The sequence below is a fragment of the Streptococcus sp. 1643 genome (genome assembly GCF_006228325.1).
Lineage (GTDB): Bacteria > Bacillota > Bacilli > Lactobacillales > Streptococcaceae > Streptococcus.
On sequence record NZ_CP040231.1, the window covers coordinates 1,307,953 to 1,333,995 of the forward strand.

The window sequence follows — 26,043 nt, forward strand, 5'->3', positions numbered from 1 at the left end:
TAAAAACGCATTATTTCCTCCTTCCTAATTTATTTAAAGCACTCACTCCACCTATATTTATGTTCATTATAGCGCAACAAGAAAGCGCTGTCAATCATTTGTGTGCTAAAAACCGTTATAAAAAGACCGGATTGCTCCGATCTTTTAATAATTCGCATTCTCAATTTCTGTTTTAAAAATAGCTAAGGTTAACGTCAAATGACTACGCGCCCTATTTCATACGATAAAAATCAATCACTAAACCAGCAGGGCCTTTAACTAGTAGCGATTCCGTTCCCCAATCGGTTACAGCTGGTCCGTGTAAAATCTCGACACCAAGCTCTTTCAACCGTTGGTAGTTCTGGTCTACATCCTCAACCTCGATATGAAGAATGATTCCTGACTGAAAGTTTTCCAAAGGAACCAAATGATTTTGAGACAACATGAGACAATGACTGCCAATCGTAAACTGAGCAAAACCGTCATCAACATAGTCTGCCTTTTTATCCAAAATACTCTCCAAGTCAGCACAGACTTGAGGGACATCTGAAACAATAATATCTAATTGATTTAAATTCATTTACTATCCTCCAGAAAAAGACCGGATTGCTCCGATCTTTTCAAGTTCGACTCTAGAAAATCAAAGAATAAAATCTACAAAGTTTACATTTGATTTTCGATGAGAGAAATTATTTGATTGCGCGTGATTGCAATCCTTCTTCTTCCAAGAAGAGGCGGAATGGTACGAGTTCTTCTGCTTCGTATTTTTCCTTGAAGGCTTTGATTGCTTCTTCTGAGTGTTGTTTTGGATCCAATTCAAGTACTTCTACTGGAAGTGGACGATGTTGAGAGATGCGAGCATCGATCACAACAGTTTTACCTTCTTTGTTCAATTTAACAGCTTCAGCAACAACTGCATCGATATCTTCGATACGATCAACTGTAAATCCTACAGCACCTTGCGCTTCAGCGATTTTCGCATAGTCAGCATTAGGGAAGTCACAACCAAACAAGTGTTTGTTTGTGTCTTCGTATTTGTCCTTGATGAAGGCATATTTACCATTTGAGAAGACAACATTGATAACTGGAAGGTCGTATTGAACGTTTGTGATAACGTCTGGGTAGCACATGTTGAATGCACCGTCACCCATGATGTTCCATACTTGGCGATCTGGATTGTCTTTCTTAGCAGCGATACCACCAGGAAGGGCAATACCCATTGTCGCAAAGAGTGGAGATGTACGCCACATGTTCTTAGGTGTCATGTGAAGGTGACGAGTAGATGTTTGAGTAGTGTCACCTACGTCGATTGAGTAGATAGCGTCTTGGTCAGCATGTTTGTTGATTGCATTGTAAACTTGATACAATTGCAATTCACCCTCGGTTTTACCTTCGAGTTTGTTCATGTAATCACGCCAGTTTTGGTTGTTCTTCACGTTTGCACGCCACCATGGAGTAGACTCAACTGGGTTTACTTTATCAAGGATAGCTTTCGCTGCTTGACCTGCGTCACCAAGGATAGAAGCGTCAAGGGCATGACGTTTACCAAGTTTGTAAGGGTCGATATCGACTTGGATGAATTTTTCAGTGTTCTTGAAGGCTTCGTAAACTTCAGCAAATGGGAAGTTTGAACCAAGGAAAAGAACTGTGTCTGCTTCAAAGACTACTTCGTTGGCTGGTTTCCAACCAACACGGTAAGCAGAACCTGTCAAACCTTCGTAGTTCCATTCAAAGGCTTCAAAGTTTTTACCAGTTGTGATGATTGGTGCTTTGATTTTACGTGACAATTCAGTAATCACTTCACCTGCTTTAACACCACCGTAACCAGCGTAGATAACTGGGCGTTCAGCATTGTTCAAGATTTCAACAGCTTTGTCGATTTCAACTTCGTTCAAGGCAGGAGCGATGAATGAACGTTCGTATGAACCTGAACCGTAGTATGAGTTTTCGTCGATTTCTTGGAAACCGAAGTTTACTGGGATTTCAACAACAGCTGGACCTTTTTTAGAAACTGCAGCACGGCAAGCTTCATCGATTACTTTTGGCAATTGCTCAGCGTAAGCTACACGTTTGTTGTAGACAGCGATACCGTTGTACATTGGGTTTTGGTTCAATTCTTGGAAGGCATCCATGTTCAATTCGTTAACTGGACGTGATCCAAGGATAGCAAGGAATGGAGTGTTATCCATAGCTGCATCGTAAACACCGTTGATCAAGTGAGTCGCACCTGGACCACCTGAACCTACTGCAACCCCGATTGAGCCACCGAATTTAGCTTGCATGACCGCTGCAAGAGCACCTGTTTCTTCGTGGCGAACTTGCAAGAAGCGGATATCTTTGTCTTCAGCCAAAGCATCCATCAATGAGCTGAGTGTTCCTGATGGGATACCGTAGATTGTGTCTACGCCCCATGTTTTCAATACGTTGAGCATTGCTGCAGATGCAGTAATTTTCCCTTGAGTCATAATGATAACTCTCCTTCAAATATTTTTAAAACTTGATAAATCCGTTTTCATATACTAATTGGAAACGTTTCAGCAAATTTTTACTCTACTACTTTACCACATTTGTTTTGGGTCTCCTAAGAATGTGCTCAGAAGTTTTTATTCTCTATTACAGTACAGTTTGAAAACGTTTTATGTAACTGTTTTATAATAAAAAGCGAGCAAGCTCGCTTTTAGTCTATTTTACTAAAGTTTAGCATGAGTGAACTGGTTAATACAGATACAGAACTAAAGGCCATGGCTAGACCAGCCAGTTCTGGATTGAGAACGAGACCAATTCCTGAAAAGACTCCTGCTGCAATCGGAATTCCGGCGACATTGTAGATAAAGGCCCAGAAAAGATTGAGCAGAATTCGATTGAAGGTTTTCTTGCTCATGTCAAAGGCACGAACCACTCCTAAGAGGTTATTAGTTGTCAACACCAAATCTGCTGACTCGATGGCAATATCTGTTCCAGCTCCCATAGCAATCCCCACATCTGCTACGCTGAGGGCAGGAGCGTCATTGATACCATCACCAACAAAGGCTACTTTTCCAGCTGATTGTAGTTTATGGATTTCATGGGCTTTTTCTTCTGGCAAGACACCTGCAATGACCTCTTCGATTCCGATCTGATCTGCAATAGCACGCGCCACTCCAGCATTATCCCCTGTCAGCATGACTGTTTTAAGTCCACGTTTTTTCAGCTGACTGATGGCTAGCTTGGCATTTTCCTTGGGAATATCTTGCAGGGCAAGCAAGCCTTTAATTTCATTGTCAACAGCCAAGTAGACAACTGTCTTAGCTTCTTTTTCTAGTTCTTCTAGTTTTTCTTGATAAGTGCTAGAAATGTTCATGCCATCCAGCATTTTAGCATTTCCAAGCAGAACTTGTTTTCCATTGATTTGCCCTGAGACACCTTTTCCGTGCAAGGCTTGGAAATTTTCCACAGTTTGAATCTCAAGTCCAGCTTCACTCGCTCGCTTGACAATGGCCTCAGCCAGTGGGTGTTGGGAAGCTTCTTCCAAGGAGGCTGCCAATCCAAGCACTTCTACTTCGTCGCCGATGATATCTGTTACCACAGGTTTCCCTTCCGTCAAAGTCCCGGTCTTATCAAAGACAATAGTTTGAACTTTCTGGATTTCCTGTAGAACCGTTCCATTTTTGAGGAGAACCCCCATCTTGGCACTGCGACCTGTCCCCACCATAAGAGCTGTCGGTGTTGCAAGACCCAAGGCACAAGGGCAGGCGATAATCAAAACAGCCACTCCATAGAGAAGAGAAGAGACAAAACTCGCTCCAAGCACGACTACACTATCCCTGAGCAAGACGAACCAAACCCAAAAGGTCACAATCCCTAAAATGACAACCGCTGGTACAAAAATCCCTGAAACCTTATCCGTCAAATCCTGAATTGGTGCTCGGCTGGTCTGGGCTTTCTTCACAAAGTCCACAATCTGTGCCAAGACAGTCTCTGAACCAACTTTTTCTGCTTTAAAAACAAGCGTTCCGCTATTATTGATGGTTGAGCCAATGACGGTATCTCCAACTGTTTTGTCTACCGGCAGGCTCTCACCTGTCACCATAGACTCATCAATACTGGACACACCTTCGACTACAACCCCATCAACCGCAATCTTTTCACCGGGACGCACTCGAATCAGGTCACCTACCTTGACTTGCTCCAAGGGGATTTGAACATAGCTATCATCACGCAAGACTTCTGCAGTTTTAGCCTGCAAGTCAAGTAATTTCTCCACAGCTTGGGAAGTATTTTTTCGCATTTTTTCCTCAAAAACGGCTCCCAAAAGAACGAAGAAGAAGATAAATGCAGCACTTTCAAAGTAAACGGGGAGACCAGCGAAGAGGGCAACTAAGCTATAGAAATAGGCCACTAGAGTTCCCAGAGCAACCAAGGTATCCATGTTGGCATTGTGCTTTTTAAAGCTGGCCCAAGCACTTTGGATATATGGACCACCTGCTACTAGCATGATAGGTGTTGTAGCTAAAAAGGTGCCCCAACGCATGACTTGGTGACTAATTCCTCCTGTCGACATCCCAATCATGATAATCACAAGAGGCAGGGTAAAGATACTGGTAATCCAAAAACGCTGTAGGAGGGATAGAGATTTTCGAGTCTTCTCAACTACGGTGTAGCTTCCCTTTTGCATCTTCATACCACATGAAAATTCATGTTGCCCCAACTCTTGGGGTGTAAAACGAATTGTCTTCTCTTCATCCACGCCGATTGGTTCCAAGATGCCTTCTTCTTCAAACAGAATTTCCTTATAACAGTTTGAAGGAGTTGTACGATGAAAGGTAATTTCAGCGGGAATTCCTTTTTGAAGCTGGATGTGGGCTGGATGGTAGCCTTTGTCTGCCGTGATACGGATTTTTTGAACACCATTTTCAAGACTTGCTTTTACAATTTCAGTCATATCATTCTCCTATTCTACAATCATCTTACCGTGCATCATATTCATGCCACAAGAGAAACCATACTCTCCAGCCTGTTCAGGTGTGATTTCCACTACATACTCTTCACCCATAGGCAAGTCCGCATGCACCCCAAAATCTGGGAAAACAATCTGATCTAGGCAGGGTGAAGGGTCCTTACGGTCAAAGACGATACGGGCTGGCACTGATTTCTTAAGAATAATCAACTCAGGCGTATAGCCCCCTTTGACTTCCACTCGAATCTCTTGGTAGCCCTTTTTTTGCTGGGCCTTTTGTTCAGATTTTTCAGGCTTTTTGAAAAACCAAAACAAGATAAACACGATAAGGGCAATACAAATAATGGTTACAATGCTATTTAACATGACGTCTCCTTTACATACAATTACATTTTACTTCTGTTACAGCGCTTGATTTCTTCTCAGAAATCACAGCTTCCAAGTCTTCCAAGTCAACCTGAGTAAAATCACATTCAGCAATCAAATCAGCCAACAAGTTCTTAATCCTACGAGAACAAACCTTGTCCTTGATATCTTGGACAAGCAAGTCTCGGCTTTGGTCTAGAGTTAAAAGGGCTGAATAAACAAAGGACTTGCCCTCTTTTTTTCTAGTCAAACACTCTTTCTCAACCAAACGAGCCAAAAGGGTCTGAACCGTGGACTTGGACCAGTCAAACCGCTCTGCCAGAACCCTGATCAAATCCGTACTGGTCTGCTCCCCCTGCATCCAAATAATCTTCATAACCTGCCATTCTGCATCTGAAATCTGCATAATCACACCTCCTAAATCTACATTTGTAGATTACAGTTATTAGTATACTCCGAAAATCTACATTTGTCAACTATAATTTTTATTATTTTTTCGAAAAATAGAATTTTAATCATGTAACGAGAGATTTGCAGTCAAATTTTACTATATAAACTATAAAAATATGCTATACTGAAGAAAAAAGAAAACAACCACTAGGGGTGCGTAAAGCTGAGATTAACAACTGTTAGATCCCTTTGACTCAATCTAGGTAATGCTAGCTGATGGAAGTGGAAATGATAATGAGGACTACTTGTCTTCTATTGCTTTCCTCAAACAGACTAGCTTGTTCTTAAGAATACAAACTTCAGTTGGTTGGGAGGTTTTAGATGACTTATTTACCCGTTGCTCTAACCATTGCAGGGACTGACCCTAGTGGCGGTGCTGGCATTATGGCTGATTTAAAGTCATTCCAAGCTAGAGATGTCTATGGAATGGCCGTTGTGACCAGTCTTGTCGCTCAAAATACCAGAGGCGTTCAATTAATCGAGCACGTCTCCAACCAAATGCTGGAAGCTCAATTGGAGAGCGTCTTTTCGGATATCAAGCCTCAGGCTGTAAAAACAGGGATGTTGGCAACTACTGAGATTATGGAGATCATCCAACCCTACCTTAAAAAGCTAGACTGTCCCTATGTGCTTGATCCTGTTATGGTCGCTACGAGTGGGGACACCCTGATTGATTCTAGTGCCAGAGACTACCTAAAGACAAATCTGCTTCCCCTTGCAACCATTATCACTCCGAATCTTCCTGAGGCAGAAGAGATTGTTGGTTTTTCGATTCATGATCCAGAAGACATGCAGCGTGCTGGTCGCCTAATTATAAAAGAATTTGGTCCCCAGTCCGTTGTTATCAAAGGTGGCCATCTGGAAGGTGGTGCCAAGGATTTCCTTTTTACCAAGGATGAACAATTTGTCTGGGAAAGTCCAAGAATTCAAACTTGTCACACCCATGGTACTGGATGTACCTTTGCTGCTGTGATTACGGCTGAACTAGCCAAGGGCAGAAGTCTTTACCAGGCAGTTGATAAGGCCAAGGCCTTTATCACAAAAGCCATCCAAGACGCTCCTCAACTCGGACATGGTTCTGGCCCAGTCAACCATACAACTTTTAAAGATTAAGAAAAAACTCTCTAGTTCCTACTTTAAGGGAATTAGAGAGTTTTTGATTAGGAAATCATGTCATCCAGCTTTGTTAAAAAGGCTTGCGTTTTTGCCTCAATATCTTCTGCCTGCATCAGATCACGTACGACAGCTACTCCAGCTATACCCGTGCCGATAAGTTGGTCAATATTCTCTGACGTCAAGCCTCCGATAGCAACTACTGGAATGGCGACCGTTTGGCAAATTGTTTTCAAGGTTGAAATCAGGGTAATGGGTGCATTTTCTTTGGTCGTAGTCGGGAAAATGGCTCCTGTTCCCAAGTAATCCGCACCCAATGTTTCTGCTTCGAGAGCTCTATTAACTGTTTTAGCAGTGACACCGAGGATTTTTTCGGGACCCAAGACTTTGCGGGCAACCGAAACTGGTAGTTCATCGTCGCCGATATGCAGACCTGCTGCATCGACTGCAAGACAGACATCCAACCGATCATCAATGATCAAGGGCACCTGGTAGGCATCTGTTATTTCCTTGACTTGTTTTGCCAGTTGATAGTATTGATTGGTAGTGAGGTTTTTTTCTCGTAGTTGGATGATGGTAACACCTGAACGGCAGGCCGTTTCGACTTTTTCAAGAAAGTTTTCCAAGGAATCTTGGTAGCGATTGGTTACTAGATACAGTTTAAGTGCTTCTCTATTCATAAAAGTCTCCTTTGATGGCTTCTAGCCAATTTTCGTCTCTTTTTAGGAGAGAGAGTTGATTGAGAACTTGGTAACGAAAATCTTCCAATCCCATTCCTTGGACAAGAATTCTCTCAGCAGAGATATTGAGATAAGAGACCGCTAGACAAGAAGCTTCAAAGGCAGTCTTTCCTTGGCTAAGAAAAACGGCTGTCAAGGCTCCAACCAAGTCTCCTGTCCCTGTTATCCAGTCTAATTCGTCACAGCCATTCCTCAATACAGCAACCTGATTCTCCGAAACGATGAGGTCCTCGGGGCCAGTGACTAAGAATGACATACCAGAATAGGTCTGACACCAGTCTTTCAAAACTTGAAGCAAATCCTCCGTTTCTTGATCTTTAGCACTCGCATCAACTCCAACTCCATGGTGTTTTAAGCCAACAAGACTTCGGATTTCAGACATATTTCCTTTAAGGACCGTGGGCTTGTATTCTAAAAGATCTGTGACTAGATCCTTACGAATGGGGGAAGCCGCAACGCCAACTGCATCTACTACCATTGGGAGACAAGCTTGAGCTGCATAAGTAGCTGCCATGCGGATTGCTTTCTCCTTCTCAGCTGACAAATGCCCCAAATTGATGAAGAGAGCTTGGCTTTGTTTGGTAAAATCAAGGACCTCACGGGAATCATCTGCCATGACCGGTTTAGATCCCAGAGCCAAAATCCCATTGGCCAGCATCTCACAGGAAATCTCATTGGTGATGCAGTGAATTAAGGAGCTGGAGGTTAGAGGAAAGGGATTTGTAAATTCCTGCATCAGTCTATCCTTTCACCAAAGAAATATCCTTGTACTTTTTTAAAGAATTCCTGCTTGATTAAAAATCGAAAGGCAAGAAAAGCTATGGCTGTACCGATCAAGGTTGCTCCGAAAAATCGAGGAGTGTAGATAAACCAGCTGAGCTTGGCAGCAGATCCCGTAAAGAGAACCATGACAGGATAGGAAACAATAGAACCGATAATCCCTGTTCCCAAGATTTCTCCTAGGGCAGAGAAGTGAAATTTTCGACCGTACTTATAAAAGAGACCTGCAAGGAGGGCTCCAAAGGTAGCTCCAGTGAGGGCCAAGGGCGGAATGCCTTGAGTAGACATACGGATAAAGGCTGTAACTGTTGCCATGACCAAGGCATAAACAGGCCCCATCAAGATTCCCGCAAGAATGTTGACTACACTGGACATTGGTGCCATTCCTTCAATTCGAAAGATGGGTGTAAGAACTACGTCAAGAGCAATCATCATGGATAAAATGGTTAATTTGTGAACTTGTAGTTGGTGGTTTCTCATTTTCTATTTCTTCTCTGTTTCTAAGGACTGCAAATCACTTGTCCAGGTTTGATGTTGGTAAGCCATCTCCCAAAACTTGGCTTCCATATGGACACTTCGATGGAAGGCCTCTAGCATTTTTTGTTTGTCCGTCTCGTTGCTTTCTCGATAGAGCTGATTGACCAGGGCTTCTTCCTCTTTAATCTGCTGTTCTAACTCATCGGTGATATAGGTCTCAATCCACTGTTGATAAAGAGGATTCGGGGATGGTTTGCGATTAAGTGCCTTGCCCAAATCATGGTATAACCAAGGACATGGGAGCAAACTAGCAAAAGCAATGCCCAAGTTTGGCTCTGCAAATTGTCGATAAATATGAGAAATGTAATGATAACAGGTTGGAGCGATTGGATGTTGCTCCATTTCCTGGTCGCTGATTCCTAATTCCATGAAAAATTGTTGGCGGATAAACAACTCACCCTCCACTAGACTCTGGGCATTTTGTTTCAAGAGTCTTTTCATCTCTTGGTTTGAAGTCTTATCAGCCAAGAGGTGATAGGCTTCTGAAAAAGACTTCAGGTAGTAGGCATCCTGAATCAGGTAATAGCGGAAAATAGAAGGTTCTAAATTCCCCTCTTGTAACTGTAAAACAAAGGGGTGATGAAAGGAAGCCTGCCAAGCTTCCTTGGATAATTCCATCGCAATATCTGTAAATTCCATAATAACTCCTTTATAGAAATAGGCTGGTTTGAAGCAATAAAAAGAAAAGTAGGTAGATCAATTTTGTCCTCTGAGAAATATAAAAAGTCCGATAACTATTCTCCAACTGTGCATGCTCGTCATATCCATGCGCAGATAGAGCTCTCAGGTAAAGATGGCGCCACCTAAAGACTGTCATCAGAACCTTACTGTAAATCAGGGGAGACCAAACATGCAATTTTTGACCACGCAATAAGCAAGCTTCCTTGAGGGACTTGATTTCTTGTTGAATGAGGGGAAAGGCATTGAATACCACAATTAAGGCATAGGCCCAAGACCGTGATAACCCCTTTTGAGCCAAGTACAAGAGAAGCTCTTTTAGGGAAATAGAGGAAACAAAGACAAGACCAATACAAACGGTCACAAATGCCCTCGTTCCAAGCATCACTGCCTGCGAAGCATCTCCGTGTAACTGAACTGCCCAGTAGTTGGCCAAAGATGGTAAAATGGCGAGCAAGAGCATCCAAGCCAACATTTTAAATCGACGATAATAGAGCATAAAGAGTATGCAAAATGTAGCTACCGAAAGATTAAGAGCAATCGAAGGAATGAAGGATGTTTCCAAGGATAAAATTAGCAAGAAGAGACTGATAATCGGTGTCTGGGTTGCTACTTTGATCATACTACCTCACCTCCCCTAGAGTATCATTGTTCAGAGATGGGAGAGGTTTGCTGATGGTCACGTCTTTGAGATGACTGAGCCCCTGACTAGTCATCTCAATCCAATAATCAACCACAGAGATCAAGGGATCTAAACGATGGCTAATGATCAAAAAACTTCTTCCCTGATTGCTCTCCTCCAATATCCACTGACAAAAATAATGGCAAGCTCTATCATCCAAACCTGCAAAAGGTTCATCTAACAAGATCACAGAGGCCTTACTAGTCAAGATGGTCAAGAGCTGAAGAATCTTTTGCTGGCCACCACTTAATTGATAGGGACTCTTATCAAGCGCCTGCTCCAGATCAAAATATCGTAAAGCTTGGACAATCCGCTGATTTCTTTCAGAATCATGTCCATCTAATTGAAGCTCTTCTCGCAGACTGACTCGGATAAATTGCTTCTCAGCTTCCTGAACAACACCCGTCAGATCACGATACAGACTCTTTTTCTTTTTTAGGACTTTCCCCTTCCAAGTAATGAGCCCTTTATACTTTTGAAATTGAAGAATAGAGCGAAAGAGGGTTGATTTCCCAACACCATTATCACCCAAGATACAGGAGATTCCTTGGTAGAATGTAAAATCCGCAATTGAAAAGAGGGGACGATTACCCAGCTCACAAGTCACACAGTCCAAATGGAATAGTTCTGGACTAGAAGCAACTTCCTTTGAAGAAACCTGTGTCATCTCAGAGGTAGGGATTTGAAACACCTCCCTTAACTGGCCGTCTCTCAGCTCCACCATATGATCGATATAGGCTTCATAGTCTGATAAATCATGGTCACACAGGATGACTGTCTTCCCATCAAGAGCCAACTCTTTTAGAATCTCCAATATCTCGATTCTGCTCTTGCGGTCAATGGAAGCAAAGGGCTCATCCAAGAGATAGACCCTAGGATTCATAGCAAAGAGAACAGCTAGCGCAGCCTTTTGCTTTTCCCCACCTGATAAGTGATGAATGGGACGGTGCAAAATTGCCTTACAGCGAAATTGCTGGACCACCTCTGCTATTTTAGAATCAATTTCTTGAACGGGATGGCCGATATTCTCCAAGGTAAAAATCAGCTCCTCAAACAAGTTCTCCATGGTAAATTGATGATTGGGATTTTGAAAGAGAATGTCAACTGTCTGGACACGTTCGACGATAGAAAGCTGACTGACCTCGCTCCCATCTATCAGGACTTGACCACTATAGGGAAGAGAACTGACTTGGGCAATCATTTGAAAGAGGCTGGATTTTCCTGAACCACTGCTCCCAACTAACAAGGTGAAGGCTTGCGCATGAAAAGTAAAATCAATCGGTTCCGAAAAGATTGGGGACTGAATCGCTCGTAGTTCCAGCCCCATCTATGCCTTGCCCCCAGCTGCAAACTGATGATAAAGTTTGACAATGGCACGAACCAAGATGGTACAGAAGAAAAAGACAGAAATAAAGCGCACCACCAGCAAGGAAAGGACAAAAGGAAGGGAGAAGGCGTAGTAACCTAACTTAATGTATTCATAGACAAAGCTAAAAAGGGTAATCCCAATACTATTAGCAGTTAGAGAGAACCAACTTTCATAGCGATTCTTGGTTACGATAAAACCAAGTTCACTTCCCAAACCTTGAACCAAGCCAGACAAAAGAGCGCCTAGACCGAATTGGCTACCATAAAGGACTTCAGCAAGCGCAGCGAGCACTTCTCCAATCGTTGCACTTCCGACTCTTGGAACAAAGATAGCCGCAATGGGCGCAGCCATACACCAGAGACCAAAGAGGATTTCATTGGCAAAGGCCTGCAAACCAAGAGGGGCCAAGATCAGGGTGAGAATATCAAACAGATAGCCCGAACCCACAAAAACGCCACCAAAAAAGATAGACAAGAAAGCAAGCAAGATAACATCTTTTAACTGCCATTTTTTCAACATAAAAAACTCCTTTTTTAAAGAAAAGTGGGGCATTCAAGGAGAGCTACCAAAAGGCTTGCCGTCAAGCCTATCCTCTTTTGATAAACAAAAAAACTCCAATTACAAACGAGAATTAGAGTTTAGCTTACAAGATTAGACAGTTCTTTTCGACATACGAAAAAAACCTTTTCACATTTCCCTTCGCCAGTATTAACTGTATCAGGTTCAATGGGTATCATCTCAGCCTAAAGCACCCCAAATGTCTTTATTATTTAATTACTGGACCAGTATAACAGAATTTGAAAGCCCTAGCAAGATATTTGACCGGAAAATATATTTATATAGTTTGTTTGTTCATTCTTTTAATCTACATAAAAGTATTGAATCTGTCCTATAATTCATAACCGATATCAAAAAAAGCTAATTCCAAAGCAACTGCTTGATTCCAGCGTTCCTGAAGCTCTGTCAAATCTTCTCGATTTTTCCCGACACGATTAAGTTCATCAACTAGAAATTGAACCCACTCTGTAAAGAAAGGACCTCTGTGGAGATTGACCCATTCTAAATGAATATAGGCTTCAGGTAGAGCCAAATCTTTAGAACCCCAGTCTAAATAGAGACCTTCTGCAATGACCAGCATGACCAAAAGATGAGCATAGTCTGATGAAGCCACAGCAGAATACATTAAATCCTGAAACGCTTTTGTTACAGGGTGCAAGTTCACTTCTAGATAGTCATGCTCTGCTACATTTAACTCTTTGAAAGCCTTTTGGAAATAACCATCTTCATCTGCTTCAAGAAAGCCTAGTTGCTTGGCAAAACGAAGTTTGGATTCAAGCTGGTCTGCGTGAGCTACACAAGCACCCAGCATGGATAAGAAAGCATCAAAGAAATGATAATCTTGAATCAGGTAGTCTTTTAAGACCTTATTCTCAATTGTCCCCGCAAAAAGTTCCTTAATAAAACGATGATTGATTGCAGCCTGCCAATCCTTCTGACTGCTTTTTAATAATTCTCCAACGATCAAACCTGGCTGAAATGCATAGTCTTGTGTTTCCATATTTATTTTTCCTTTCTTTACTCCTTAGTAATCAATAAAACACCAAGAGATACCAAGCAAAATCGTAATTCCACTTGATACTTTTAAAGAACATCGAGGGCATTTGCAGAAAGCTACCTAAACAAGCCTATCCTCTTTTGATAAACAAAAAAACTCCAATTACAAACGAGAATTAGAGTTTAGCTTACAAGATTAGACAGTTCTTTTCGACATACGAAAAAAACCTTTTCACATTTCCCTTCGCCAGTATTAACTGTATCAGGTTCAATGGGTATCATCTCAGCCTAAAGCACCCCAAATGTCTTTATTATTTTATTACTGGACCAGTATAGCAAAAAATGAAAGCTCTAGCAAGATATTTGACTGGAAAATATATTTATATAGTTTCTGATAGCGATTTAATCTTTCTATACACGAAGAAAAGCCTCCACATCAAATGGAGACTTTCTACTTTCTCAATACAACTTCAAATCACGTGAATCAACTGGGAAGGATGGATTGTATGGATTGTGACGCAGTTTGAAGCGTTTAACATCTTCAATAGTCTGAGTTCCAGATAACTGCATAACTGTCTTTAATTCTGCATTCAAGTGTTCAAAGACTTGACGTACACCCACACTACCACCCAGAGCCAAGCCATAGATGACTGGGCGACCAATAGCTACCAAGTCTGCTCCTGAAGCCAAGGCTTTAAAGACGTGCTGACCGCGACGAACACCAGAGTCAAAGACGATTGGCACACGTTTAGCAACTGCTTCAGCCACTTCTTGAAGCGAGTCAAATGATGCTGGTCCACCGTCGATTTGGCGACCACCGTGGTTGGTTACCCAGATACCAGAAGCACCTGCAGCAAGAGAGCGTTCAACGTCCTCACGGCATTGTGGCCCCTTGACATAAACAGGAAGACCTGAGTAAACAGCGATAAATTCTACATCGCGAGGAGACAAGCGTTGTTTGGCTGATTTGTAAACAAAGTCCATTGATTTACCAGCACCTTCTGGCAGGTATTCCTCAACAATCGGCATGCCAACTGGGAAGACGAATCCATTGCGCTTGTCGACCTCACGATTGCCCCCTACAGTTGCATCTGCCGTCAAGACAATCGCTTTGTAGCCTTCAGCCTTCACACGGTCCATGATGTGGCGGTTGATACCATCATCCTTACTAAAGTAAAATTGGAACCAGTGAGGCGTCCCTTGAAGGGCTTCTGTTATTTCCGGAAGATCAACAGTAGAGTAGGAACTAGTTGTATAGAGAGAACCGAACTCATGTACACCACGCGCAGTCGCCACTTCCCCCTGCTCATTTGCCAATTTATGAGCCGCAACAGGCGCCATAATAATTGGTGAAGATAATTTTTCACCTGCAAATTCAATCTCTGTACTTGGATTTTCAACATCACAAAGCGTATGAGGAACAATAAGTTTGTGGTTAAAGGCACGGATGTTCTCGCGTAGAGTGAAAGTATCCTCTGCTCCACTAGCGATATAACCAAAGGCAGCTTTAGGAATGACTTGTTGCGCCATTGGCTCCAAATCATAAGTGTTAATAAAATCTACAGGTCCTTCTGCATTACTTGTTTTATATGACATAAAGTGTCCTCCTTATTAAGTAAGCGTTTACTTTTTCTTACATAAACTATCTTACCTCTTTTTCAGAATCCTTTCAAAAATTTTGTCTGGGAATTTCAAATCACAGACATGATAAATATTTTCTATCATTGTGATAAAAAATTCATATTATCCAAACATGCCCTTTAGTGCTACAATAGCTATATTATTCCTAGATGGGAGGTTCTATTTTGGATTGGTCCATTGTTGAACAATATTTACCGCTCTATCAAAAGGCATTCTTTCTGACCTTACATATCGCAGTTTGGGGAATTCTGGGTTCTTTTCTTGTTGGTCTAATCGTTAGTGTCATTCGGCATTATCGCGTTCCTATCTTTTCACAGCTAGCAACAGCCTACATCGAATTGTCACGAAACACGCCCCTTTTGATTCAACTCTTCTTCCTCTACTTCGGGCTTCCCCGAATAGGGATTGTTCTTTCTTCAGAAGTCTGTGCAACAGTTGGGCTCATCTTTTTAGGTGGCTCCTACATGGCTGAATCTTTCAGAAGCGGACTGGAAGCAGTTAGTCAAACCCAGCACGAGATTGGTCTAGCCATCGGTCTAACGCCTGTACAGGTCTTTCGCTATGTGGTTCTTCCGCAAGCGACTGCGGTTGCTCTACCGTCCTTTAGTGCCAATGTCATTTTTCTCATCAAAGAAACCTCTGTCTTCTCTGCGGTAGCCTTAGCCGATCTCATGTACGTCGCCAAGGACTTGATTGGACTCTATTATGAGACAGACATTGCACTAGCCATGTTGGTAGTTGCTTACCTGATCATGCTTCTACCCATCTCTCTAGTCTTTAGCTGGATAGAAAGGAGGCTCCGCCATGCAGGATTCGGGAATGCAAGTACTCTTTCAGGGAAATAATCTCCTGCGTATTCTACAGGGATTGGGTGTCACGATTGGAATTTCCATTCTCTCCGTCCTTCTATCAATGATTTTCGGAACAGTCATGGGAATCATCATGACCTACCATTCTAGAGTTATTCGTTTTTTAACACGCTTTTATCTGGAATTTATCCGTATCATGCCCCAGCTGGTACTACTTTTCATCGTTTATTTCGGCTTAGCTCGAAACTTTAATATCAATATCTCAGGCGAGACTTCGGCTATTATTGTTTTTACCCTCTGGGGTACAGCTGAAATGGGGGACTTGGTACGTGGAGCCATCACTTCTCTCCCTAAACATCAGTTTGAAAGCGGACAGGCTCTGGGCTTGACCAACTTCCAACTTTACTATCACATTATCATTCCACAGGTCTTGAGAAGACTACTACCACAAGCCATCAATCTTGTCACTCGTATGATCAAAACGACTTCCTTAGTTGTCTTGATTGGGGTTGTGGAAGTTACCAAAGTTGGACAACAAATCATTGACAGCAATCGCTTGACAATCCCAACCGCTTCCTTTTGGATTTATGGAACCATTCTGGTCCTGTATTTCGCAGTCTGTTTTCCTATTTCCAAACTATCCACTCACTTAGAAAAACATTGGAGGAACTAAATGTCTGAAACTATCTTAGAAATCAAGGACCTAAAAAAATTCTTTGGAGACAATCCCATCCTCCAAGGCCTTTCTCTAGATATCAAAAAGGGGGAAGTTGTGGTTATTCTAGGGCCATCTGGTTGCGGAAAAAGTACCCTTCTACGCTGCCTTAATGGCTTAGAAACCATTCAAGGTGGGGATATTCTTCTGGATGGCCAGTCTATTGTTGGCAATCAGAAAAACTTTCACCTGGTTCGTCAAAAGATTGGCATGGTCTTTCAAAGTTATGAACTCTTTCCTCACCTAGATGTCCTTCAAAACCTCATCCTAGGCCCTATCAAAGCACAAGGACGAGACAAGAAAGAAGTAACGGCGGAAGCTTTGCAACTACTGGAACGTGTGGGTTTGCTTGATAAAAAAGACAGTTTTGCTCGCCAATTATCTGGTGGACAGAAACAACGAGTGGCGATTGTCCGTGCCCTTCTCATGCATCCAGAAATTATCCTTTTTGACGAAGTGACGGCCTCACTGGATCCAGAAATGGTACGTGAAGTTCTGGAACTCATCAATGACTTGGCTCAAGAAGGGCGCACCATGATTCTGGTAACCCACGAAATGCAGTTTGCCCAAGCTATTGCAGACCGCATTATCTTTCTCGACCAAGGGAGAATCGCTGAAGAAGGAACGGCTCAGGAATTTTTCACCAATCCACAAACCAAACGAGCACAAGAATTTTTAAACGTATTTGACTTTAGCCAGTTCGGCTCATATCTATAAAGGAGATTTTTATGAAACTACTCAAACCAATTCTAACTGTTTTTGCTCTAGCCTTTGCGCTTATCTTTGTCACAGCTTGTAGCTCAGGTGGAAGCTCTGATGCTTCATCAGGAAAAACAACCGCCAAAGCCCGCACTATCGACGAAATCAAAAAAAGCGGTGAGCTACGAATCGCCGTATTTGGAGACAAAAAACCTTTTGGTTATGTTGACAACGATGGTTCCTACCAAGGCTACGATATCGAATTGGGTAACCAATTAGCTCAAGACTTGGGTGTAAAGGTTAAATACGTCTCTGTCGATGCTGCCAACCGTGCTGAATACTTGATTTCAAACAAGGTTGATATCACCCTTGCCAACTTCACAGTAACTGACGAACGTAAGAAACAAGTTGACTTTGCCCTTCCTTACATGAAAGTTTCTCTCGGAGTTGTGTCACCAAAAGATAAAGTCATCAAAGACGTTAAAGAATTAGAAGGCAAAACCTTGATTGTTACAAAAGGAACGACTGCTGAAACTTATTTTGAGAAAAATCACCCAGAAGTGAAACTCCAAAAATACGACCAATATAGTGATGCTTACCAAGCCCTTCTTGACGGACGTGGAGATGCCTTCTCTACTGACAATACTGAAGTCCTAGCATGGGCTCTTGAGAATAAAGGATTTGAAGTCGGAATTTCTTCCCTCGGTGACCCAGATACCATCGCACCAGCAGTTCAAAAGGGGAATCAAGAACTTCTTGACTACATCAACCAAGAAATCGAAAAACTTGGTAAAGAAAACTTCTTCCACAAAGCTTATGAAAAAACACTTCACCCAACCTACGGTGACGCTGCTAAAGCAGATGATCTAGTTGTTGAAGGTGGAAAAGTCGACTAAAACTCTTCGAAAATAAACAGAAATCAGGTAATCCTTGTGACTACCTGATTTTCTATGTTTTAAGCATTTTGCCAATTTTCTTGGTCTTCTTTAAAGCGTTTTAGGAGGTCGAGTCCTTCTGGCGTAATGTAACCTTCTTCTTGGGCTAGGTGGATGAGTTCGCTGTAGTTAGAAAGTGTCACCAATTTCACATCAGCATCCGCAAAATTCTTATCGGCTTTCGGCAATTGATAACTGAAAATCGCTACAACTCCAAGCACATCTGCTCCTTCGCGTTTAGCAGCTGCTACGGCTTCAAGAACAGACCCACCCGTTGAAATGAGATCTTCAACAACAACCATCTTTTGTCCCTGAGCTACACGACCTTCGATTTGATTACCAGCTCCGTGGTCTTTTGGTTTGCTACGGATATAGGCAAAAGGCAGATTCATCTTATCAGCGATGATGGCTCCGTGCGGAATCCCTGCTGTCGCTGTTCCTGCAATCACTTCTACTTCTGGAAATTCTGCTTTAATAGCTTCCACAAAACCATTTTCAATCAAGCTACGAGTTTCTGGATAGGCAAGCGTCACTCGGTTGTCAGTATAAATCGGCGATTTGATACCAGATGCCCAAGTGAAAGGCTCCTCTGGTTTGAGGTAAACTGCTTGGATTTTCAAGAGGTGGCTAGCGATATCTTTAGCAAGTGTCATAGTATTCTCCTTTTGTTTTTATAATCTATTTCTTTCATTTCAGTCTTGGTTCCATTCATCCTTGATGGTATGATAAGCTGCAACAGGATCCTCAGCTTGGGTAATGGGACGTCCCACTACGATATAGTCACTACCGATTTGATAGGCTTCCGCTGGCGTCATGACACGTTTTTGGTCTCCTACGGCAGTTCCCGCCGGACGAATTCCCGGTGTCAGACAGATAAAATCTGAATTGGTGGCCTGCTTGATGAGTTGCACTTCCTGAGCTGAACAAACCACACCGTCCAAGCCCGCTTCAGCTGTCTTCTTGGCATAGTGAATCACAGACTCTTGCAGAGTGGTTTGGATATTTTGAAAGTCTCTCATTTGTTCTTCAGAAGTTGAAGTCAATTGAGTGACAGCAATCAATTTTGCTTCTTTTCCAAGACCTTCACGCGCAGCCTTCATCATCTCCACACCACCTGTAGCATGAACGTTGGTCATGTCTACACCAAGCTGAGATAAGACCTTCATGGCAGATTTTACTGTATTTGGAATGTCATGTAGCTTGAGATCCAAAAAGACACTATGCCCCAGTGACTTCAAATAACGGACAACTTCTGGACCTTCCGCATAATAAAGCTCCATCCCTACTTTTAGATAAAGACTTTCTTCTGCTGGGAAAAGAGATAAAAATTCCTTGACTGCCTCAAAACTAGGAAAATCAAGAGCAATAACTGGACGATGTTCACGCATACCTTTCTCCTTTTACCTTTGTAAGCTAGAGAGCATGAAAAAAGGAACCTGCCAACAGCAAGGTTCCACGAAAAATGGGTAGAGTTCACCCTTTCACCGTCTAACCTTAGCTGCCTCTCTGGACTGCTTTAAAGGTTTTTTTCTATTCTATTATTTATAGTAGGACTTGTCAAGCAAAAACTCGAAACTGGACTTCTATACCATTCAAAATCAAGAGGAAAAGTTAGTCTAACGACTCTGTGATTGCTGGCTCGTTTGGCTTTGATTTCCTTGTTCTTCTTGTTTTTTCTTTTCTTCTTCCTGTTTTTTCTTCTCAGCTTCCTTGGCCTCTTGTTTGGCTTTTTCCTCAGCCTCTTCTATCAATTTATCCGCTATCGTATAGCTGTATACTCCAGCTTCCATATCGACTACACTCGGTTCTGACAATTGTGGCTTGATTTTGCTGTAATAAGGCAATTTCTTGCTCAATTCTGATAAAGGAACCAAAATCTCATCTGTATCCAGCATGGTAATTTTTAAAAGATCTGCTGTTGCCTTGCTCGGCGCTAATTCGATTTTCTGGATTTGACTCTTGATATCCTCACTGATGGTAGACAATCCTGTTATCAGCTTTTTCACCTGCTGCTCATCGTTAAAGGTAACTGTCAGATAAGTCTCAGGCAAGTTTAAGCGATCAACAGGAGTTGACTCTACTGTACCACTAGACAGAATAGGATAATGTTCTTCACCAGACACATAATAACCGACAATATCGAATTCCTTGACCTCAATCGTAAAGTTAGTCGGAAATTGATAGTCAATCTTCGCTGATTCTATCCAATGATTGGACTTGATTCGCTCAGCGTATGTTTCCTTATCCAACAATAGAGCTAAAGTATAGTCGCTATCTTGAATCCCAGAAGCCTGTTTGATGTCATCCGCCTGCGTGTTACTATTTCCCTTAACCTCGATATTTTTGATGGTCGAAAGTGGAGTCAATAGATAGACTGAAAGAAGAAGGACCAGGACACTGGGTACCAAGATACTCACAGCTCGCCAAATATGAACAGGCGCAATTTTAGGCTTGGCTGGTTTCTCTGGTTTTTTGGGTTTTTCTTTTTTCTTCTTCTCTTTTTCCTCTTTGACTTTAGGGGCATCCTTTTGAGATTTTTCTTCTTTTTCGGATGGTTCCTTGCTTGGACTTGAGGCTTCCTCAACTGACTCACTCGATGATTTCTTGGATTCCTCCAGTAGTTTCGAGTTGGCTTCCTTACGAGCTTGTTTTTCCTTTTCCTTCTCTTCAGCTAGGGCAGCTTCTTCCTCAGCCTTCTTCTTCAGGTATTCCTGGTTTCGTTTCTGCCATTCAGACAATTCTTGCTTCTTGTTTGATTCTTTTTTCTTATCCTTTGACATTGATATTCCTTATGCTAGGTCTTTTCTTAATAGATCGTAAAAATCTGCAAGAGATTTCAATTCAGTCGAAGCCTTCATGCTAGCTTGGTATTGATCTTTGTGACTAAGCAAGTGACTGAGTTTCTCCTCCAAACTTTCCAAGGTCAAGTCACTTTCTTGAAGTTCTTCTGCATAGCCTTTCTTAACAAAATAGGCTGCATTTTCAATCTGGTCTCCTCGACTTGCTTCACGACCCAATGGTACGATGAGATGGAGTTTTGCCATGGCCAAGAGTTCGAAAATCGTATTGGCACCACCACGGGTCACCACCACATCTGCCATCTCCATCAAGGGTTGATAGAGATCCGTCACATAATCAACACGAAAGAGATTTTGACTCAACTCATTGAGGCTAGAATCTCCAGTGAGATTGATAATATTGTAGCGCTCTGTCAGTTCTTGCTTATGATCTGTCACCAATTGGTTAAAGACACGAGCTCCTGCAGAACCACCAACAAATAATACCGTTGGTAATTTGGGATTAAAGTGGGTTTGGATATCCACCAATTCATCTGGTTCAGGAGTTTTTTGGTCTGAAACCTTGGTCACAGCACCCACATGCTCGACTTTTGCGAGACCAGCAGCTTGCTCAAAGGTTGAATACATCTTGGTCGCAAATTTATAGGCAATTTTATTGGCCAAGCCCATAGACAGGTCCGATTCGTGAATAAAGACAGGCACTCCTGACACACGCGCAGCTATAACCGGCGGTACAGAGACAAATCCTCCCTTAGAAAAAAGAGCCTGTGGACGCAGTCGTAACATGATAAAGAGGGATTGAACAATTCCCCAACCAACTTTAAAGACGTCCAGCATATTTTGCCAAGAGAAATAGCGACGCAACTTCCCAGTCGCAATAGAGTGGAAGGTCACATTCAAGCCTGACTTGAGGATTTCTTGGTGTTCAATTCCATGCTTGTCACCAATATAGTGAACTTCCCAGTCGTCTTCGATGAACTTGGGCATTAATAAGAGGTTGAGGGTGACATGTCCAACCGTCCCCCCACCTGTAAAAACTATTTTTTTCATATTATTCCTTTAACTCCGCTACTGTGTCGATGAAAAGATCTCCACGTACTTCAAAGTTAGCATACATATCCCAGCTAGCATTGGCAGGACTGAGAAGAACCACGTCTCCTTGAGTCGCAAGCTCATAGGCCTTGCGGGTCGCATCAGCAATATCTGTCGCATCTACATAAGCCACACCAGCCTTCTCCGCTGCCCGTTTGACACGTTCTGCAGACTGACCGAGGATGACCATCTTCTTGAGCCCTGTAATATCTGGCACCAATTCGTCAAACTCATTGCCTCGGTCTAAACCACCTGCAATTAAGATAACCTTACTGTTGTCAAATCCTGACAAGGCTTTTTGAGTAGCCAAGATATTGGTTGACTTACTATCGTTATAGAACTTAACACCCTGAATTTCATCCACAAATTGGAGACGGTGTTTGACACCACCAAAGGCTGAAAGAGTTTCCTTGATGGTTTGGTTATCCACACCACGGAGCTTGGCTACAGCAATAGTCGCAAGGGCATTTTCTACATTGTGGCTACCTGGAACACCGATTTCACTCGCTGCCATGACCACTTCTCCACGGAAGTAGAGTTGATCATCTTCCAGATAAGCTCCATCAACCTTTTCCTGTGTTGAAAATGGTACAACAGTAGCTTGTGTTTTGGTAGCCAATTCTTTTGCCAAGTCTTGGTTAAAGTTCAAGACAAGGAAATCAGCTGCTGTCATCTTGTTCTGGATATTCCACTTAGCTGCCACATACTCCTCAAAAGAACCATGATAGTCGATATGAGTTGGCATGAGGTTGGTAATAACCGCAATCTCAGGATGGAATTCTTGAACACCCATCAGTTGGAAAGAAGAAAGTTCCATGACGAGCGTGTCCTTGGCTGTTGCAGTTTGAGCCACTTGACTAGCAGGATAGCCGATGTTCCCTGACAAGAGACCGCGTTGACCAGCAGCAGTCAAAACTTCCCCAATCATCGTCGTTGTGGTTGTTTTCCCATTTGAACCAGTAATACCGATAATTGGCGCTTCTGAGATCAAATAAGCCAATTCCACCTCAGTCAAGACTGGAATCCCCTTTGCCAATGCCTTTTCAATCATGGGATTTCTATACGGGATACCTGGATTTTTCACCATCAGAGCAAAATCTTCATCCAATAATTCCAAAGGATGCCCACCAGTGACAACCTTGATTCCCTCTTCTAGCAAGCTTTGCGCAGCTGGATTTTCCTCAAAAGGTTTGCCATCATTAACAGTGACAATAGCACCTAGTTTGTCCAACAAACGGGCTGCAGACTCACCAGACTTAGCCAAACCTAAAACAAGTACTTTCTTATTTTTAAATTGATCGATTACTTTCATGTCTCAAACTCCATTTCTACTCCTACTATTTTACCATTTTTATGGAAATAAAAAAGCCACAAAGTGTATTTGTGGCTCTTTCTTCTAACTTAATATTCTTTTATCATCTATGTGATAAATCGGTAACTCGAATAACTTGGTCCACTTGTTCCCAAATCAGAGGATTGTGGGTCGCAATAATAATAGTTCGTTTCGGATTTTTTAAAGATTCTAGGATAGAAAGTAATTCCTCAGAGTTTTTGGGGTCTAAGGAAGCGGTTGGCTCATCTGCGAGAATCAAAGGTGGATCCTTTAAAATTATCTTCGCTAGTGCAACACGTTGTGCTTCTCCTCCTGATAATTCAAAGATAGGTTGCTTTAAATCTAAATAAGAGAGGTTAACACGGTTTAGAGCTTGTTTCATCAAAGAGATTTTCTCTTTTTCTTTCAACTTATTACCAACTAAACCCAGATTGAGATTCTCTTTGACGGTTTGACTTTCAATTAAGCCAAAATCTTGAAATAAGTATCCTAAGTAATCTCTAAAGAAAACAGAAGGCTTGATGTCCTTAAGAGAAGTGCCATCATAGATAATTTCTCCATTGTCATACGGCTCTAATCGTCCAATCATATTCAAGAGGGTTGTCTTACCACAGCCACTTGTACCGATTAAGGCATAAATTTTCCCACCTTCAAATTGAAGATTAGTATCTGAAAATAGCTGACGGCTTCCAAATTTTTTAGATATATTCTTTAGTTCAATCATCCTATTTTCCTTTCATAATGGTCATAGAAACACGAGATTCTTTCTGTGCTTGACGGTATAGAGTCAGTATAGCACTAACGAGGAAGATCGATAAAGTTACCAATCCAATCACCACATCTCGACTACGCCAAATAAAGAGACTCGCACCGAATACAAAACTAGCAAATTGACTAATCATATACTGAGCGTGCGTTTCAAAAAATCGCAAACCAGAAATTCGTTTAATCAAAATCTCACGACGGAATTGTTCAAAATAAAGAAGATTCACAGAATAAAAGAGAAGCAAAGAACTCGCGATTCCAATAATAGCTCCTAAAATAAGGGTTAGAGTTTGTGTTTGAACCTCATAGTAACGTGCGAGGTAAACACTTCGTCCCTCCTTGAGGTAGGATACTTGATCATAAATTCCTGCATTTTTCAAGAGTTTAATCCCATCTTCATATCCTTTGACAAAGATATTCTTACCAGCATTGATAGACCAACTAGATAAGGATGTAAAACTATCACCTGTAGAAGTCGGCGTGAATACCACTAAAATCGGATCCGTCAAATACTGAGTGGATACGGGGTTCTCACCGTTATTATAAACAAATCGCTTTTCTCCCATTGAAAGATAACTAACGTGCGCTTTCATCTCATAATCCAAAGGAGCACTTGCCTCCTCACCAGATTTTCCATAATAACTCATGCTTTCTTCAAAGATTTTTTTTAGTTCTGCTTCTTGAGAGCGCAAATGTTCTGGGAGCAAGAGGACAAACTCACCTTCTTGGAGATGGGCTAACTTCTGTTTGGTCTCAGCATCTACCACGACCTTTTCCTTCTCCAAATAACTAGGACTAACATAGAGCGTATTAGCATCTGGACTATAGGTATCCAGTGTCTCTCCCTGTTCATTTTTTCCTTTTGGATTGGCAAAATGGAGCAGATTATCCTTTACATAAAGAGCTTGTTCTTCTTCGATTGCTTCCTTGGCAAAGGCATACCACTTGCTCTGATTTTCTGTATCTTCTACTCTATCACCTAAGCCAAAAGAAATTTGATAATAATCTGCTCGGTCTTCCCAAGCTTGCTTGGATAGTTGGAGTTCCTGTAAACGCTGGTAAGAAGTCAAGCCAGTCTTGACTGCATAACCTACTGTAAAGACAGCAACCAACTGACATAACAAGGTCAAGGTCATCAAGCGTTTGAGGGGCAAACGTCCTTTTAACACAGGAACTAAAGCCTTGTAGCTCAAGCTCATCAAGTAGAGCAGGCTCAGTACTAGCGAAATTCCCAATAAAAAGAGAAGATAAAGCCCCACTCCGATACTAAAGGCTGCTAAAAGAACGGGATAAAAGAGCCCTTGTCCGAGGAGGACAGCACCTCCCACTATAAGGGATCCCGCCCCAGCTAAGCAAAGCCACTTGACATCATCGTATAAGGCACTTCCTATGATGGACAAGAGGGTCTGTCCTGAAAAGAGCTGGATCCCTGCAGCCCGCATCTCCTTAATCCGAGTGATAATCACCATGGCAAAGAAAGCTAATCCAAATATAGCTAAACTAATCAACAACAACGGATTTAAAGCAATCCAAAAAGCTAGACGATACGGAGGAGTTTTGCGGTCTGCAATCGCTTTATAACCTAAATCATCTAATTTTGCAGCTAATTTTTCCTTGGTCAATGAACCAGATAAGAGAAGGTAACTATTGAGAGGATCGCTCCGTTCTCGGCTTTCTTGGCTAGCCGCTTGAAACTCTTTTGGCAAGCCTCCCTGACCATAAGTCGCATAGGTGAAGTTGGTCCTTCCATCCTTACTCGGCTCTACTATCCGTCTGGCAATCAAACTCTGCTCTGAGTTTACAAAATTCTCCAACTCTCGCTCAAACTCCTCACGAGTCGGCTCTTGTGCCCCCTTTTTAACACTTAGCAGGGTAACGGAGTCATAACTAGTATAGAGATACTGAGGGGCACGTAAGATAATAATCCAAATGAAGAAGCAACTGAGAAAAATAGTAGACAAGCAAATAAATAGTTTCTTCATAGTAGACTCCTTGTGGTGAAAATTGATTTCAGGAGGTAAGATTTCAGAGTATGAAATCGGTTTCTATTTATCGCAAATATATCACCATTA

At 42.1% G+C, this 26,043-nt stretch carries 26 protein-coding genes and 3 riboswitches; of the genes, 5 read left to right on the forward strand and 21 right to left on the reverse strand.

The annotated features are described in order from the left end of the window. Positions 1-211 precede the first annotated feature (211 nt). The 5 genes from FD735_RS06925 to FD735_RS06945 form a co-directional block, all read right to left on the reverse strand. Positions 212-559, reverse strand: coding sequence for a VOC family protein (locus tag FD735_RS06925; RefSeq protein WP_071851385.1), 348 nt, complete (start codon positions 557-559; stop codon positions 212-214). Positions 560-668: 109 nt separating this feature from the next. Continuing rightward, positions 669-2,444 carry a pyruvate oxidase gene (spxB, locus tag FD735_RS06930; RefSeq protein ID WP_007520383.1) on the reverse strand — a complete coding sequence of 592 codons (1,776 nt, stop codon included), beginning with the start codon at positions 2,442-2,444 and terminating at the stop codon, positions 669-671. Positions 2,445-2,656: 212 nt separating this feature from the next. After that, positions 2,657-4,900: a heavy metal translocating P-type ATPase gene (locus FD735_RS06935; protein ID WP_000136333.1), complete on the reverse strand. Its 2,244-nt coding sequence runs from the start codon at positions 4,898-4,900 to the stop codon at positions 2,657-2,659. Between the two features lie 9 nt (positions 4,901-4,909). Further along, positions 4,910-5,281, reverse strand: coding sequence for a cupredoxin domain-containing protein (locus FD735_RS06940; RefSeq protein WP_000935070.1), 372 nt, complete (start codon positions 5,279-5,281; stop codon positions 4,910-4,912). A gap of 10 nt (positions 5,282-5,291) precedes the next feature. After that, positions 5,292-5,687 (reverse strand): CopY/TcrY family copper transport repressor, encoded by a 396-nt coding sequence (locus tag FD735_RS06945; protein WP_001167214.1) that lies wholly within the window; start codon positions 5,685-5,687, stop codon positions 5,292-5,294. A 183-nt stretch (positions 5,688-5,870) separates the two neighbouring features. Beyond that, positions 5,871-5,969: riboswitch (TPP riboswitch) on the forward strand. 83 nt (positions 5,970-6,052) lie between these two features. Between FD735_RS06945 and thiD the strand changes: the two genes are divergently transcribed. Beyond that, positions 6,053-6,844, forward strand: a complete 792-nt coding sequence (gene thiD / locus FD735_RS06950; RefSeq protein WP_049504922.1) for a bifunctional hydroxymethylpyrimidine kinase/phosphomethylpyrimidine kinase — start codon at positions 6,053-6,055, stop codon at positions 6,842-6,844. Between the two features lie 47 nt (positions 6,845-6,891). On the opposite strand, the gene thiE is transcribed toward thiD, so the two are convergent. The 9 genes from thiE to lctO form a co-directional block, all read right to left on the reverse strand. Then, positions 6,892-7,524, reverse strand: a complete 633-nt coding sequence (gene thiE, locus FD735_RS06955; protein WP_049504920.1) for a thiamine phosphate synthase — start codon at positions 7,522-7,524, stop codon at positions 6,892-6,894. Beyond that, complete coding sequence (locus FD735_RS06960; RefSeq protein ID WP_139658816.1) at positions 7,517-8,320, reverse strand: hydroxyethylthiazole kinase; 804 nt, start codon at positions 8,318-8,320, stop codon at positions 7,517-7,519. Before FD735_RS06960 ends, thiE begins: the two co-directional genes overlap by 8 nt. After that, positions 8,320-8,844, reverse strand: coding sequence for an energy coupling factor transporter S component ThiW (thiW, locus tag FD735_RS06965; protein ID WP_049504917.1), 525 nt, complete (start codon positions 8,842-8,844; stop codon positions 8,320-8,322). The genes FD735_RS06960 and thiW overlap by 1 nt, the downstream gene beginning before the upstream one ends. A 3-nt stretch (positions 8,845-8,847) precedes the next feature. Then, on the reverse strand, positions 8,848-9,540 hold the full coding sequence (tenA, locus tag FD735_RS06970; RefSeq protein WP_139658817.1) for a thiaminase II: 693 nt from the start codon (positions 9,538-9,540) through the stop codon (positions 8,848-8,850). 10 nt (positions 9,541-9,550) lie between these two features. Beyond that, positions 9,551-10,201, reverse strand: coding sequence for an energy-coupling factor transporter transmembrane component T (locus FD735_RS06975; protein ID WP_139658818.1), 651 nt, complete (start codon positions 10,199-10,201; stop codon positions 9,551-9,553). A gap of 1 nt (position 10,202) precedes the next feature. Beyond that, positions 10,203-11,588, reverse strand: coding sequence for an ATP-binding cassette domain-containing protein (locus FD735_RS06980; RefSeq protein ID WP_139658819.1), 1,386 nt, complete (start codon positions 11,586-11,588; stop codon positions 10,203-10,205). Continuing rightward, complete coding sequence (locus FD735_RS06985) at positions 11,589-12,149, reverse strand: ECF transporter S component (protein ID WP_164978742.1); 561 nt, start codon at positions 12,147-12,149, stop codon at positions 11,589-11,591. Positions 12,150-12,307: 158 nt separating this feature from the next. Next, a riboswitch (TPP riboswitch) is annotated at positions 12,308-12,396 on the reverse strand. A 123-nt stretch (positions 12,397-12,519) separates the two neighbouring features. After that, positions 12,520-13,188: a TenA family protein gene (locus tag FD735_RS06990; RefSeq protein WP_139658820.1), complete on the reverse strand. Its 669-nt coding sequence runs from the start codon at positions 13,186-13,188 to the stop codon at positions 12,520-12,522. A 218-nt stretch (positions 13,189-13,406) separates the two neighbouring features. Further along, positions 13,407-13,495: riboswitch (TPP riboswitch) on the reverse strand. 148 nt (positions 13,496-13,643) lie between these two features. Continuing rightward, complete coding sequence (gene lctO, locus FD735_RS06995) at positions 13,644-14,780, reverse strand: L-lactate oxidase (protein ID WP_139658821.1); 1,137 nt, start codon at positions 14,778-14,780, stop codon at positions 13,644-13,646. 209 nt (positions 14,781-14,989) lie between these two features. Here lctO and FD735_RS07000 point away from each other — a divergent pair, with 209 nt between their 5' ends. Genes FD735_RS07000 through FD735_RS07015 form a run of 4 tightly spaced genes read left to right on the forward strand, consistent with a single transcriptional unit; the run spans position 14,990 to position 17,944 of the window. Beyond that, positions 14,990-15,670, forward strand: a complete 681-nt coding sequence (locus tag FD735_RS07000) for an amino acid ABC transporter permease (protein WP_000384102.1) — start codon at positions 14,990-14,992, stop codon at positions 15,668-15,670. Continuing rightward, the gene (locus FD735_RS07005) at positions 15,630-16,307 is read left to right on the forward strand and encodes an amino acid ABC transporter permease (protein WP_002893103.1); all 678 of its coding nucleotides are present in this window, start codon (positions 15,630-15,632) and stop codon (positions 16,305-16,307) included. Before FD735_RS07000 ends, FD735_RS07005 begins: the two co-directional genes overlap by 41 nt. Continuing rightward, a complete protein-coding gene (locus tag FD735_RS07010; RefSeq protein WP_139658822.1) occupies positions 16,308-17,066 on the forward strand; it encodes an amino acid ABC transporter ATP-binding protein in 759 nt (252 codons plus the stop codon). 11 nt (positions 17,067-17,077) lie between these two features. Then, entirely contained in the window at positions 17,078-17,944 is an 867-nt protein-coding gene (locus tag FD735_RS07015) for a cysteine ABC transporter substrate-binding protein (protein ID WP_049485378.1), read from the forward strand. A 59-nt stretch (positions 17,945-18,003) separates the two neighbouring features. Here the strand turns inward: FD735_RS07015 and pyrE are convergent, their stop codons facing one another. The 7 genes from pyrE to FD735_RS07050 all read right to left on the reverse strand — a co-directional run bounded on the left by pyrE (position 18,004) and on the right by FD735_RS07050 (position 25,953). Further along, positions 18,004-18,636 carry an orotate phosphoribosyltransferase gene (gene pyrE / locus FD735_RS07020; RefSeq protein WP_000170887.1) on the reverse strand — a complete coding sequence of 211 codons (633 nt, stop codon included), beginning with the start codon at positions 18,634-18,636 and terminating at the stop codon, positions 18,004-18,006. 39 nt (positions 18,637-18,675) lie between these two features. Next, on the reverse strand, positions 18,676-19,371 hold the full coding sequence (gene pyrF, locus FD735_RS07025) for an orotidine-5'-phosphate decarboxylase (protein ID WP_139658823.1): 696 nt from the start codon (positions 19,369-19,371) through the stop codon (positions 18,676-18,678). Between the two features lie 228 nt (positions 19,372-19,599). Continuing rightward, complete coding sequence (locus FD735_RS07030) at positions 19,600-20,763, reverse strand: cell division protein FtsQ/DivIB (protein ID WP_076984425.1); 1,164 nt, start codon at positions 20,761-20,763, stop codon at positions 19,600-19,602. Positions 20,764-20,772: 9 nt separating this feature from the next. Beyond that, complete coding sequence (locus FD735_RS07035) at positions 20,773-21,831, reverse strand: UDP-N-acetylglucosamine--N-acetylmuramyl-(pentapeptide) pyrophosphoryl-undecaprenol N-acetylglucosamine transferase (RefSeq protein WP_139658824.1); 1,059 nt, start codon at positions 21,829-21,831, stop codon at positions 20,773-20,775. Between the two features lies 1 nt (position 21,832). Next, positions 21,833-23,185, reverse strand: coding sequence for a UDP-N-acetylmuramoyl-L-alanine--D-glutamate ligase (gene murD, locus FD735_RS07040; protein ID WP_139658825.1), 1,353 nt, complete (start codon positions 23,183-23,185; stop codon positions 21,833-21,835). Between the two features lie 103 nt (positions 23,186-23,288). Beyond that, a complete protein-coding gene (locus FD735_RS07045; protein ID WP_042902548.1) occupies positions 23,289-23,930 on the reverse strand; it encodes an ABC transporter ATP-binding protein in 642 nt (213 codons plus the stop codon). A 1-nt stretch (position 23,931) separates the two neighbouring features. Continuing rightward, the gene (locus FD735_RS07050; RefSeq protein WP_139658826.1) at positions 23,932-25,953 is read right to left on the reverse strand and encodes a bacteriocin-associated integral membrane family protein; all 2,022 of its coding nucleotides are present in this window, start codon (positions 25,951-25,953) and stop codon (positions 23,932-23,934) included. Positions 25,954-26,043: the final 90 nt, after the last annotated feature.